Origin of the sequence: Paenibacillus taiwanensis DSM 18679 (genome assembly GCF_000425125.1) — a bacterium.
Lineage (GTDB): Bacteria > Bacillota > Bacilli > Paenibacillales > Paenibacillaceae > Paenibacillus_B > Paenibacillus_B taiwanensis.
This window is the reverse complement of sequence record NZ_AULE01000023.1, coordinates 116,899-129,602: the sequence shown is the minus strand read 5'-3', so window position 1 is coordinate 129,602 and position 12,704 is coordinate 116,899. Positions and strand designations below refer to the sequence as shown.

At 46.7% G+C, this 12,704-nt stretch carries 9 protein-coding genes; 3 read left to right on the top strand and 6 right to left on the bottom strand.

Annotated features, from left to right (window positions below; translation table 11 throughout):
- Positions 1–4 precede the first annotated feature (4 nt).
- Together wsfD and H509_RS0102795 are read right to left on the bottom strand one after the other, a co-directional pair.
- On the bottom strand, positions 5–1,495 hold the full coding sequence (gene wsfD, locus H509_RS24070; RefSeq protein ID WP_211234300.1) for a glycan biosynthesis hexose transferase WsfD: 1,491 nt from the start codon (positions 1,493–1,495) through the stop codon (positions 5–7).
- A 30-nt stretch (positions 1,496–1,525) separates the two neighbouring features.
- Positions 1,526–2,656 (bottom strand): glycosyl hydrolase family 8, encoded by a 1,131-nt coding sequence (locus H509_RS0102795; protein ID WP_028543729.1) that lies wholly within the window; start codon positions 2,654–2,656, stop codon positions 1,526–1,528.
- A gap of 311 nt (positions 2,657–2,967) precedes the next feature.
- Between H509_RS0102795 and H509_RS0102790 the strand changes: the two genes are divergently transcribed.
- Entirely contained in the window at positions 2,968–6,294 is a 3,327-nt protein-coding gene (locus H509_RS0102790) for a DEAD/DEAH box helicase (RefSeq protein WP_028543728.1), read from the top strand.
- Between the two features lie 252 nt (positions 6,295–6,546).
- Here H509_RS0102790 and H509_RS0102785 read toward each other — a convergent pair whose 3' ends face one another.
- The 3 genes from H509_RS0102785 to H509_RS0102775 form a co-directional block, all read right to left on the bottom strand.
- The gene (locus H509_RS0102785) at positions 6,547–8,457 is read right to left on the bottom strand and encodes a beta-N-acetylhexosaminidase (RefSeq protein WP_028543727.1); all 1,911 of its coding nucleotides are present in this window, start codon (positions 8,455–8,457) and stop codon (positions 6,547–6,549) included.
- A 283-nt stretch (positions 8,458–8,740) separates the two neighbouring features.
- Positions 8,741–9,034, bottom strand: coding sequence for a DUF6509 family protein (locus tag H509_RS0102780; RefSeq protein ID WP_028543726.1), 294 nt, complete (start codon positions 9,032–9,034; stop codon positions 8,741–8,743).
- A gap of 142 nt (positions 9,035–9,176) precedes the next feature.
- The gene (locus H509_RS0102775; RefSeq protein ID WP_028543725.1) at positions 9,177–9,485 is read right to left on the bottom strand and encodes an MGMT family protein; all 309 of its coding nucleotides are present in this window, start codon (positions 9,483–9,485) and stop codon (positions 9,177–9,179) included.
- Between the two features lie 148 nt (positions 9,486–9,633).
- On the opposite strand from H509_RS0102775, the gene H509_RS0102770 reads away from it, so the two are divergent.
- Both H509_RS0102770 and H509_RS0102765 read left to right on the top strand, forming a co-directional pair.
- Positions 9,634–10,347: a class I SAM-dependent methyltransferase gene (locus tag H509_RS0102770; protein WP_028543724.1), complete on the top strand. Its 714-nt coding sequence runs from the start codon at positions 9,634–9,636 to the stop codon at positions 10,345–10,347.
- Positions 10,348–10,359: 12 nt separating this feature from the next.
- On the top strand, positions 10,360–11,415 hold the full coding sequence (locus H509_RS0102765) for a saccharopine dehydrogenase family protein (protein ID WP_036695951.1): 1,056 nt from the start codon (positions 10,360–10,362) through the stop codon (positions 11,413–11,415).
- Between the two features lie 133 nt (positions 11,416–11,548).
- On the opposite strand, the gene H509_RS0102760 is transcribed toward H509_RS0102765, so the two are convergent.
- A complete protein-coding gene (locus H509_RS0102760) occupies positions 11,549–12,697 on the bottom strand; it encodes an ABC transporter permease (protein WP_028543722.1) in 1,149 nt (382 codons plus the stop codon).
- Positions 12,698–12,704: the final 7 nt, after the last annotated feature.

The following is a 12,704-nucleotide window of genomic DNA, read 5'->3' as shown; positions in this document are numbered from 1 at the left end:
TATATTAGGGACTGTCCAACTCTTGACCGCTCCATAAACGTCGACGAATCGCATCAGCAACCACAACAAATGTTACGATGTCAAAAGCAGCCGTAAACACAAATTCATGCTTAGATAAATCCGCATCCCCCGCACCAATGATAGAAACGGCAATACCAGACAAGCCCATTAGGATCATGGTTACAATTAGTGGCAATCGGAGCATGCGCCTACTATTTTTGGCCTTTACAGCAGCAATAAACGCCGGCATGTATAACCCGAGTATGAGGGTCATCCAGATGACAACAAAGCCAAATGTTTTAGGAGCCATTGCGGCCTTTAAAGTACTGTAGCCTGAGAAGAAGTTCGTTTGCTCCCTGAATGCTTTGCCTACTGACTTCTCATAGTTCCCCATAGCAGGAGGACGAATTTTGAATGCACTCTTGGCAGCCAGATCTAACATATCAATAGCCTTTCCAGGATGTGTCACGTAATATTTTAAAATAGATCCAAACCCATACTTGTTATAAAAATGATCTTCCAGTATCGGAGAATCTACATCTATTGTGGTGTACAGCTCATAATAGATACTTTCGTTTAGAATGGCATACTGCTTGTCGATATCAAACTTGCTCAGCGTCTCTTCAGGGTCTTCCGATCCCATCAAAATTCCCCGAGTCATCGCGTGGTATTTGTTAATATTAACAAATTCCTTCGGAATTAATGCGTATGTCCCAATACCCGCCAGCAGTAAGACCGCTAGTGAAGAAGCCATACACACACGGAACTTTCGTTCCTTACGAATAAAGATCAAACAGATACCCATTAGGGCAATTATGATGCCAAGAGGTGCATTTTGCTGCTTACTGGTCGTTAGAAGCAAACCGCTCACGAGCATTATCGCCATCAAAACATAGTCATTATATCGTTTCCTATACATCAGCAGTCCTGCCGCAAATACATATACCATCATAATAAATACAATGCTTTCTCCAAAGAAGGAGTTAAAATAAGCAGTGTATGCGGTATCTGCAAACAAAAAAATAGCCAGTATTGCAATCGGATAGCCGTACTTCACAGGCACTTTCCACGTCAAGCTTTCCACCAATAGGTAAACCGCTACGATATATAAGACGGTAAACAGCGCGGCCTGAACCCGCACATCAAATACTTGCTGATCCACAAACGTATTTAACCAGATTGAAAGCTTAATAAAGAGTGATTGCGATGAAAACAAACTCGCTTGGTTCTCATTGAAATATTGAAAAATGCCAAACTTCTTAATAAAGTAACCAAAATACTGGCTGTCGTAGTCGGGCGTATTAAAATATAAGCCGTTGCTATATAAAATACGAAAATAGTCGCCGTTATCCGCCATCCCGATATAGGGAGGAACAAACAAAGCCATAATCGTGATGATTAGTACTCCGGCCGCAGCCAATAACGACGGTGACACATAGCGGCTTAACGACGCAAGTCCGCGCTCCATATGTAATTTGGACCTGATGTTAGCCATGTCGCACGCCATCTCCTCATTACGTTTCTATTAATAGGCATAAGCCAGCAAAGCCATTAGATTATCAAAAGAAAAGGCTTGTTCAGAAGCGGTATCACCAAATCCCCCTTGCAAGTGGCTGTCTCTATCCTCAACCTGAAATAGATTCATCCTCCGAATGCTGTCTTCGTATAAGGACTTGTCCCCAAGCTCAGCACCAATCATCGCAGCAATTGCATAAATAGCCGTTGATTGAATATTATTGGTTGGCTTTCCTTCTCTCGTATATTGACCGTACAAAGTGCCTGCTTTGACCTGTTTCTTAATATATTGAATGCTCGCTTTATTATGCTGGTTCACTTCAGCAAGAGATAAAATCGTAATCAGCGACTCTACTGTGTTGATGTTATCTGAACTGTAAGCGTTGGTCTTATATTGATATCGGGTCTCATAAAAAGGGAAGTGATCTGATAAATAGCCGTTCTTCGCAATGCCTAGCATATTTCCGTACAACTGCTCCTGTTGCTTTGAATCTAATGGAAGCAGCCTCAGCGTAGCTAGGTCAATATAACATAAAGTCACAAAGTCGTTTGTAATCTGATACGTTTCGTCATAAAAGTCGTACAAGTAGCCGGCTTTGACATTATGCTCATAGAGCCTGCTGCCGTAAGTTGCCCCCTCTTTCACGTAACGCTCGTTCTTAAACGCTTCCCCTGCTTCATACAACGCACGGATGATTCGCAAGTCATCAACTGCCGCATTAAGTGTATACTTCTTTTGCTGTTTCGGACTGAAACGATAGCTGAAGCCTGCGGACAAATTGAAGCTTCGCTGCGCTTTCGCCCATTCCTGATCAAATGCGTCTTGTTGACCAGTAAGTGCATAGTATCGCATCATAAGTCCCGCGGATTCACTTAACACTTCATGTCCGGTCGCCATTTCCGCCGCTTGGCTGGTATCACGATAATTGGTATGTATACCACTTGAGCCTGACAGCTTGTTCACGATAAAGCTGTACAGTTCCTTTTGTTTGTCCTGCATATGTAGAGCATCACCATAATGCTGGATCGGCAATAAATGGGCTTCCCTTGCGGGCGGTTCAGCATGCTCAGGCTGCTTGCATGCCACCGTCGTAAACAGAGACAGAACAATACTTAAACACACGATCACATTCTTGCTCATAGCTCAGTCTCCTTCATCAAAATAAACACCATCACTGTCGATAAAACCCACAAAGTGGCGCCTCTATACATACAGAAACATATCATATCTATACTGTCAACTCATTATGTAATTGTTACAGAAAACCATATATTGGTTTTATTTATGGATATACAGTATTGTTAATGTTATCAAACTATACTGAACATATTCTTAACATCTGTTCCTCTTCCTACCCCGCTTTATTTTTTTGCCTTTATTTCTGCTATCATGTACATAAGAAGTCCAATCCCCATTCCTATTTTCATCTATGCCAAGGAAGGATCGAGACCATGAGCTTAAAGTTGACCCTGCCTATTATTAAGTCACAATGTGGCTTATTCTCTTATGAACGCGGTGAAGCTTACTACAGCGCCGGACGAGTAACACTAACGCACCATAATCTCAAAGCCGGAAACTTTCAAGCTACCGTACACGGCACTGAAGATTATTACCGCGTAAATGTAGATAAAGACCCAAATAAACATATATCAGCTACATGCACATGTCCCGGGTTCCCCGCAAAGGGAAGCTTCTGCAAACATGTTGCTGCCGTTCTTTTATGTATATATGAAATGGAACAGGAAGAGCCGTCTTCTGCTTATGCTAGTCCCATTTCTCTTGCTGCTCGTACTGCCCGCCGATCGGAGCATTCTACATCACAAAGTCATACACGGGTAGATGAACGCTCTACAATTGCTAACAGCGACATCCAAGTCACACACGGGATGCTGGGCCTCTTTGCCCGAAAGCAGAAGAACTCGACGGGAACTCGCTTACGCTTTGATGAGCGCATTCAGCTTGAAATGGAGTTTACCTGCAAGCCTATTGCTTACGGATATCGCAAATTCATTTTAGCTATCGAATGCAAGGTCGGCCCGAAGCGGCTCTATATCATTCAGAAGCTGCGCGAGTTTCTGGACAGCGTTGATCGAGGGAGAAGCTACACCTTCTCCAAATTGTTTACATATGATCCGTTGCTGCACAGCTTTCATCCACACGATGATGCGATTTTGCAGCAGCTGATCCGTGCTTATCGTCAGGAAGAAGTCCATCTGGAAACTGCGCATAGCTACTCCAACCCCGCCAATCGTGCAGGCGGGGAACGTACCCTTCCTCTGCCTGCTTATATATGGAACGACCTTTTTCCCCTGCTCGCCCAAGCCAAATCCGTCACACTGGAGCATGAAGGGGTCAGTTATTCTGGTTTACGAGTAGTTGACGAGTCGCTGCCGCTCCTGTTTAAGCTGGATCAAGCTGGCGATGAAGGCTTCCAGATGGACGTGCAAGGAATGGACCAGATAACCATAATGGAACAATACGGAATGGTCGTGTCTGAAGGAAAGCTAGTTCAGCTAGCCCCTGATCATTGCAAGCGGCTCAGCGAGATGAGGCAATTGCTGGAGTCCTACCGCAAGCAATCATTTCGAATTCCTGCAGGCCAGATCGAGCCATACATGGAACAAGTCATCCCTGGCTTATCAAAGCTAGGAAGTGTCCACATTACGCCAAGCATAGCCGAGCGGATTGTCCAGCCTGCACTGCAAGCTAAGCTCTATCTGGACCGCGTTCGGGATCGGCTGCTGGCAGGATTGGAGTTCCAGTATGGCGACATCGTTCTTAATCCTTTAGAAGCACACACCCAGCAGCGTGCCGCTAACCGCATTCTTATGCGAGACACGGAGCAAGAGCAACAAATTATAGAGATGATAGAACAATGTCCTTTTGCCAAAACAGAAAGTGGCTACTTCCTTGATGACGAGGATGCAGAATATGATTTTTTGTACCATATCGTCCCAAAACTGAAAGCATCGATGCAGATTTATGCCACCTCCGCTGTGAAGGCACGATTACATGCCGCACCTGTGGCGCCACACATTACGGTTGATGTGGATGAGCGCACGGACTGGCTTGAATTTAAGTTTGAGATGGACGGGATTGCCGAGGCTGACATTCGCCAACTGCTGCAATCGTTAGAAGATAAAAAGAAATATTATCGCCTGCCAAGCGGCACCTTGCTGTCACTGGAAAGCGAAGCTTTTCAAGAAATTAGCCGCTTTATGAATACGATGGAGCTTCACAAGGAAGAAACAAAGGCTGCCTTGTTCAAAATTCCAATCGCCCGCAGCCTGCAGCTGATGCATACTAACGAGCATGGGAAAGCAATCTCCATCGGTCGGTCGTTACGTCTTTTTATCGAAAACATGCGAAATCCGGACAATCTGGATTTCCCGCTGCCAGACCATCTAACACCAGTGCTTCGTGATTACCAGAAGTACGGTTATCAGTGGATGAAGACGTTAGCCCATTATCGCTTTGGGGGCATTCTCGCAGATGACATGGGCCTGGGCAAAACGCTGCAAACCATCGCATTCCTTGTGTCCGTGCTGCCTGACATTCGCAAGCAAAATATGTCGGCTCTTGTCATCGCCCCTGCGTCGCTGCTATACAATTGGCGAAATGAGCTGCACAAGTTCGCTCCTGAACTAAGCGTTGCCATCGCAGATGGCAGCCAGCCAGAACGCCTTCGGTTGTTGAGCAGTAAATTTGCAGCAGATGTGATTATTACTTCGTATCCGCTGCTGCGCCGGGATATCCAGTTATATGCCAAGTCTGCTTTCCATACGCTCATTTTGGATGAAGCACAAGCATTCAAAAATTACACAACACAAACGGCACACGCTGTAAAAACTATTCAGGCCAAATACCGATTCGCCCTTACAGGTACGCCTGTGGAAAACAGACTGGAAGAGCTTTGGTCGATTTTTGATGCCGTGTTCCCTGAACTGTTCTCGAATAGACAAACCTTTAACGATTTGCCGCGTGATACCGTGGCCAAACGTGCACGTCCCTTTCTACTTCGTCGGTTGAAGACGGACGTACTGAAAGAGCTGCCTGAGAAGATAGAATCGGTCCAAGCAACTGAACTGCTGCCCGAGCAGAAGAAGTTATATCTCGCCTATCTTGCCAAGCTGCAAAAAGACACACTTAAACATTTAGACGAGACGGGATTTCAGAAAAGCCGCATTAAAATTTTGGCAGGTCTTACCCGATTACGCCAGTTATGCTGCCATCCTGCTCTGTTCGTCGACGGTTACGTCGGAAGCTCAGCTAAATTCGAACTGCTGCTTGAAATTATCGAACAGTCTATAGCTGCTGGCCGACGCCTGCTCGTATTTTCTCAGTTTACAGGGATGCTTAATCTGATCAAACGAGAGTTAACCGAACGGGGAGCAGCCCATTTTTATTTGGACGGCAGTACCCCGTCAGCAGAACGCGTAGAGCTGTGCAGCCGATTTAATGAAGGCGAACGTGATTTGTTTCTCATCTCGTTAAAAGCAGGTGGCACAGGTCTTAACTTAACGGGAGCAGACACCGTTATTCTGTATGATCTATGGTGGAATCCGGCTGTAGAGCAGCAAGCAGCAGATCGGGCCTATCGCATCGGGCAAAAGAAGGTCGTACAAGTGATCAGACTGGTTACACAAGGCACCGTAGAGGACAAAATGTATGAATTGCAGCAAAGGAAAAAGGACCTCATTGAAGAAGTCATTCAGCCTGGTGAAGAAGCTTTGTCCTCCCTAACAGAGCAAGAAATTCGGGACATTTTGATGCTTTAAAATCAATCTACTGGTCGGTCTGCCTATTAGCTCCACTCGCTCACCGTTAGTTCTACCAGTAGGCATACCACATAACACTATGTATAACGTACAGGAATGCCGCATAGGCTCTTTCATTATGGTTGAGCGGACTCAAGCCTATACATGATACACGCAGGGAAAAGACGTCCTCACGACAGATGGTCCAGATAACACCATGTGGGACGTCTTTTCTTTAATTTAGCTACAGAAGAGCGCTGCCGCTTTTTTCATTTAAAAGGGATTTAACACATGGAAGAACACATTTGGTGATGCCATCCGATAATAATAGCTGCACCAGCCCAAGCCCTTTTGATTAAATCGGTTGGACGAGCTGTACAATAACCGCTCTTGTTCCAACTCCTCGATCTGTCCGATCCGTCCCTCTGTATAATCAAGCAGCCGCATAGAAGCTGTATCCAGGCGATTTACGATGCCTCCATACCGGATATCAATCACTTCCCAGCCGAATGGCTTAAACATACGCAGCCATTGGGTCCGGTGAGCGGCCCGCAGCGCCTGTACGGCCTCCGTTATCTGAGGCAGCACTTCCACGGCGATATGTCGCAGCGTATCGTGGTCCTTGGCGTCATACGCCTGCTTCAGGGCGATGCCAATCTCGCTCTTACGCTTCAGAACGCCGCACAGCTTCTCTGGTACCTCGAATATATAATCCAGTTCAGCCTCCTGAACGCGGCTGCTGCGAATTCGCTGCTCTAATTGCGCATAGTGCTGCGCAATATCAAGTCCTTCAATCTGCTTGTCGAATAAACCAAGCAGCACATCCTGATAGAGCAGGAACTTGGAAGGATTGCTCTGCTTGCGATTGTCCGGTTCAGCACCTGGCGTCTCGTCCAAATATTTGAGCTGCAAATAGGCATCGGCATCAATCCCTGTGCAGAACTTCACCCGCTCCGCAAGTTGTGCGTCGTCCAGTTTGCCAGTTGCATACGCATGCTCCGCATAGAATTGCAATCCGTACAGGGCAATATACGGATTGCTTTCCATACCGTCATCACCCCACATAGTCGCGTAAACCTCGCGTATGCCCTGTTCCTTGCACACCTGCAAGGCGATGTCTGTCGCGTTAAGAGACAAGCCGTAATTAACTCCAAAGGTGTTAAACACCCATACGCCTCCGGCAAACACCAGATTGCAGCCCAGTGGACGATGCTTCGCGATCAGCTTCTCATAATCCTCTCGCTCCGTGTGCACATAATCCCAATACACCATGTCTACATCTTTTGGGATACGACTCGCCATTTCTGCTGGAATTTGAGTTTCTGTATCGTAATGCTCGCTGCCGTCGGTTGAAGCAAATTTTAAAAACATGTCGCTCCACATCAAGGGCTTTAAGCCACGACGCCGTACAATATCCAACACTTTATCCAGATGCGCCGTCATAATATCAAAGCGGCTCGTAAACCCGTTAAGGTCCAAATATTTGCCGCGGCCAAGCTCCTCCGCTTCATCCATCCCGATATGAATCTTACGACTGCGGAACGGAGCACTTGCAGCATCTATCATGCGTTCCACCAATTGATCTGTCTTCTGGTCCCCGACCAACAGTGCTCCCTTAGTATCCTTGTACTCTTTGACAGGCTCCCACTTCAGAAACTCCTCCAAATGTGCAAGTGTCTGAATGCTAGGAAATGCCTCAATGCCAAATTGATCAGCGTAATCGTCAATTTCACGCAGCTCCGCTGGCGAGTACCGTCCTCGCATATAACCAAAGTAAGGCTCTTCGCCAATTTCGTAGGTGTCTTCCATGTACAACATGACTGTATTCATGCCCATTAATGCCATCTTACGCAGCATAAATTTAAAGCTGTCCAGCGTCAGCACCGCATTACGAGACAGGTCGAACATAGGACCCACCGTATCAAATTGCTGCGTCTCCCTATGCTGGAACGGTAGACCCTTGCGAGCATGCTGCACAAACAGCCCCAGTCCTCTAAAAAATTGATGCTTATGTCCGTAACGTATGTACCCTTTGCCCTGATCCAAACCAACTTCCAGCGTACCAGACGAGGATTCGACAAGGACAGGAATACCATCTTGCGCTTCCACGAATTGAATTTCCTTCGCGAGCAGTTCAATACCAGCACGCAGATCGCTTACATTTCCTTCAAATTGCAGCTTCATTACGGCTTCCCCCTCAGCTATTACCCATTGATTAATATAGAACATTCTCTGCTTATTCAATTGTAAGATGTGACTGAAAGTCAGGAAAAATATAACACTGCCTTCATTATATTTAAATTGGAGCGGGATTGGGAGGGTTAATTGTGAAATCGCTTAAACAATTGTAGAGCGGAATTACATAACTCAAAGAATAAAGCCAGTTCCCTGTACGTAAAAATACGCGTGGGAACCAGCTTCCTCTTTAGGTGACACATTTAGATGGCACAATGTACCCGACTGCCTGTTACTCTGCGTCTCCAGTATGCGCCTTGCAGAAATCTGCTAACGCAGCTTCCTCTTCAGGCTCCATATCAAAGTCCAAATATTGATGGGTGGTGTGTTCATAAAAATCATATTTGACGATACGTGATTGATCTTCATCTACCATAAAGATCGCTTTTATGTATACGCCATGCTCTGAATGGAGCTCATCATCCTCTGGAACATCCAGATCCACTATAAACTCATATCGCTTGCCTGACAAAATACCAAAGGGATCCTTTAATATTTCCACGCTGTATTCCGTAATGTTCAGCATATACTCATCCCTTCTCGTAGTCCTAGCTTCCATTATACACGTTACAGCCAAAAATGATGTATGCCTCAAGTACCAGCCAGTTCTAACAACCTATATGAGATCACGTAACCGCCTGTGTGACAATTACATAACCGCACCGACGCTACTGCATCTTCGCTTGATATTTTACGAGATCAATACGTCCCGCTTCATCCAGCATGACACCTTCACTATTTAAATAAACAATTTGCTTAAATCGGGCTTCATCATCCGACAAGGCAATCTCTCCTTTGGCATTAATCACTCTGTGCCACGGGAGCTCGTAAGCCGTACTCATAGAATGAAGGACTCGCACAACTTGTCTTGCCCCGCGCTTGCTTCCCGCCAGTTCCGCCACTTGACCATACGTCATAACAGAACCTTCGGGTATACCTTTAACAATTTCGATAACCCGTCTCGTAAAAGGCTGCATAGCGCCTTCATCTCCCATCATCTTGTTATAAGCAGCGCACGTCCACATCAAATCCCACATATCTGGGATGGTGGAACAGATGACAATCCTTATAATTAAGATCAAATCGTATTCCTATTGTATATTAAATCACGTGAGGAGCAACCCTATGAATCCTTCATCAGACGCTTCCATGAACTGGAATCATTTGCGGGCAGATCGGTACATCGATACAATAGCTGCTAAAATTCCCGGTTATCATCACCTGTATGATATGACTGCACGTCTAATGAACGTGCTGCTGCAATCTTTACAACAGCCGCCGGAGGTGCTGATCGTTGGCGCAGGCGGGGGCCAAGAACTGGTAACACTCGGAAGTGCGCATCCTGACTGGAAACTCACTGGCCTAGATCCATCGGATCGCATGCTAGAGGTCGCCACACGTCGGATGGAGTCAATGTCACTAACGCCCCCCGTGACCTTGGTCCACGGCAGTGTAGATCAATTACCGCAGTCACGCCTTTATGATGCTGCTACCTGCCTGCTTGTCCTTCATTTCGTACAGGGTCTGAGCGAAAAAGCTAGGCTGCTCAGCAGCCTAGCCCAACGATTAAAACCTGGTGCGCCTTTATGTATAGCCGCCATTAATGGCAGCCCTGCTACAGAGGCCTTTACAATTATGATGCAAGCTTGGAAAGCTCATATGCTGGACAACGGTGTTCCGATAGAGGAATGGGAGCGATTTGCAACTTCCTTCGGTAAGGAATTTGATCCCATTCCAACTAGCACATTATTAACACTTCTTAGAGAAGCAGGATTCAGAGAGCCAACATCCTATTATGGAGCCTATCTCATTGACGCCTGGTTCGCTATCAAAGAATAGGTGGTCATCATCATGACAGTGAAAGATTGTATTGTTGTAGTTGGCGGTTACGGCCATGTTGGCCGTACGATATGCCGTCAGTTGGGGGCTTTATATCCTGGCAAAGTGTATGCTGCGGGCCGCAATTTCAAGCAGGCAGAGCAGCTATCCACCGCTTTAAATGGCCAAGTAAAGCCCTTGCTGCTGGATATAAGTGCTCCCATAGACCCTACGCTGCTGACACGCGTCAAGCTGGTCGTAATGTGTCTCGATCAGGCGGACAGCAGCTTTGTCCGCGCCTGCTTCCAGAGTGGGACGCACTATATCGACGTCTCAGCCAACGGTTCCTTTCTTGTCGAGGTCGAGCAGATGCGCGGGGTGGCTGAGAAATACGGCGCAACCGCTGTATTAAGCGTTGGACTTGCTCCCGGCCTGACCAACTTGTTGGCGCTCCAAGCTTCAAAGCAGCTGGAGCAAACAGACAGCATTGATCTAGCCATTATGCTTGGACTCGGGGACCGGCATGGAACGGCCGCCATTGAGTGGACCGTGGATCAATTATCTGCTTCGTTTGAAGTTATCGAAAACAATAAAAAGGTGGTCGTCAACAGCTTCACGGATAGCCAAACAACCGATTTTGGGTATAAGCGAGGACACAAGCGAGCCTATCGCTTCCCCTTTTCCGATCAACAGACACTACCCCATACTTTGGGGGTACCATCCGTTGCTACACGCTTATGCTTTGATTCGTCTGTAGTAACAACTCTCGTCGCAGGGCTGCGTAAATCTGGCTTATCTCGTCTGCTTCGAATACCGTGGGTTCGACATGCAACCGTAAAATGTTTTAGCCATCTTCACTTCGGTAAAGATCACTTCGCCGTGACGGCTAAAGCAAAAGGACAAAGAGCAGGCATAGAGTCAACCGTTGCCTGTATGCTTCATGGCAAAGATCAATCAGATATGACTGCGAGAGTAGCAGCTTATGTCGCTCATGCAATTAACAAATCGCCATATCCAGCTGGTGTTTACCATATTGAGCAATTATTTGAAATGAAAGAACTAACAGCTTGGCTGGAGCAGGATGCGTAGTCACGTCATGGAGTGCTTAATACGAAGAAAGAGTAGAGCATCTATGTAACCGTCCTTATTCCGCTTCGGAAGTAAGCCCCCCCCCCCCGACCGTTGGCTGCAAGTCGCGGGGGTACTCGATTTCAGTCGTATTTTAATTTTTAGCTTTGGCTGCAAAACGATTAAAGCTTGCAGTTGCCACCGCCAAACCTGCCAGCCCAAATGCCAACAGAATAAGAATCGTCATCCATACACCGTCCAGATGTGCTCCCCGAATCATGACATCCTGCATACCACGCTGCGCCCAATATTGGGGCGTAAATAAACCGATCCACTGCACCGCCTTCGGCAAGAGCTCATAGGGAAACCAAAGCCCTCCGACGATGGCACCACCCATCGCAATAATTTGAACGATTGCCACCCCTGTGTTGACACTGTTGACCAGCACCGACAACATTAGCCCAATTCCTGTTGCGCAAATGGACAAGCTAATAATGACAGCCGCTACTGCAAACAAGTCGCCTAGATGAAGGCCGTATACGATAAATCCAAACGTCAGGAGAACCGTCGATTGGACAAGTACTACCATCATGTTGGGCAGCCACATGCCAATCAAGTATTGATGTGCCTTCAGCGGTGTGCCTTTGAGGCGGGACACCATACCTGAATCCCGATCCCGCAGAAAGTTATGAATCATCGTAATCATAATAAAAAATACAAACATGACGGTATAACCGGGTACAATTTGCGTGACCGGATTCGCTTTAGCCACGTTTTCCTTAATATCTTTTACTTGGATGGGGGCAGTCAGCAACGCATCAATCCCTGTCTGGCTCTGCCCCGTCCCCTTTAGCGCGACCCGCAATTTATGTTCCTGATACTGCTTCGTTACACTGTCCAATACAGCTGCGACAGGCGCTGCGGCAGCATCCTCCGCAGCATCACGATGCAGTTCCACTTCAGCCGCACCCTTGCCAAGCAGGCGTTGGCTGTAACCTTGCGGGATTACAAGCAACGATGTTTGCTTGCCATCTCGCACGGCTTGAATTTGATCAGCTAGTGACTTCTCGTTATCTGCTGCCAGCTCAAATCCTTTAATTTGAGCCAGCGTATCCATGAACTGACGGGATTCCTTCGTTCCGTCCGCATCAAAATAACGAATCGTATAGGTTGTCGTACCTGCATTTCCAAATATAGAGGAGAACATCACAATAAATAAAATAGGCAGTACAAACAGCCAAAAATAGGTCCCCTTATCTTTTAGCAGCAGTTGCGTCTCTTTTATAAAAATGCTACGAATCATAATCCCA

Coding starts and splice junctions, on each gene's coding strand:
- H509_RS0102780 (WP_028543726.1), bottom strand. CDS start 9,034: ATGCTGAACATTACGGAATACAGCGTGGAAATATTAAAGGATCCCTTT.
- H509_RS0102770 (WP_028543724.1), top strand. CDS start 9,634: ATGAATCCTTCATCAGACGCTTCCATGAACTGGAATCATTTGCGGGCA.
- H509_RS0102775 (WP_028543725.1), bottom strand. CDS start 9,485: ATGCAGCCTTTTACGAGACGGGTTATCGAAATTGTTAAAGGTATACCC.
- wsfD (WP_211234300.1), bottom strand. CDS start 1,495: ATGGCTAACATCAGGTCCAAATTACATATGGAGCGCGGACTTGCGTCG.
- H509_RS0102785 (WP_028543727.1), bottom strand. CDS start 8,457: ATGAAGCTGCAATTTGAAGGAAATGTAAGCGATCTGCGTGCTGGTATT.
- H509_RS0102765 (WP_036695951.1), top strand. CDS start 10,360: ATGACAGTGAAAGATTGTATTGTTGTAGTTGGCGGTTACGGCCATGTT.
- H509_RS0102760 (WP_028543722.1), bottom strand. CDS start 12,697: ATGATTCGTAGCATTTTTATAAAAGAGACGCAACTGCTGCTAAAAGAT.
- H509_RS0102790 (WP_028543728.1), top strand. CDS start 2,968: ATGAGCTTAAAGTTGACCCTGCCTATTATTAAGTCACAATGTGGCTTA.
- H509_RS0102795 (WP_028543729.1), bottom strand. CDS start 2,656: ATGAGCAAGAATGTGATCGTGTGTTTAAGTATTGTTCTGTCTCTGTTT.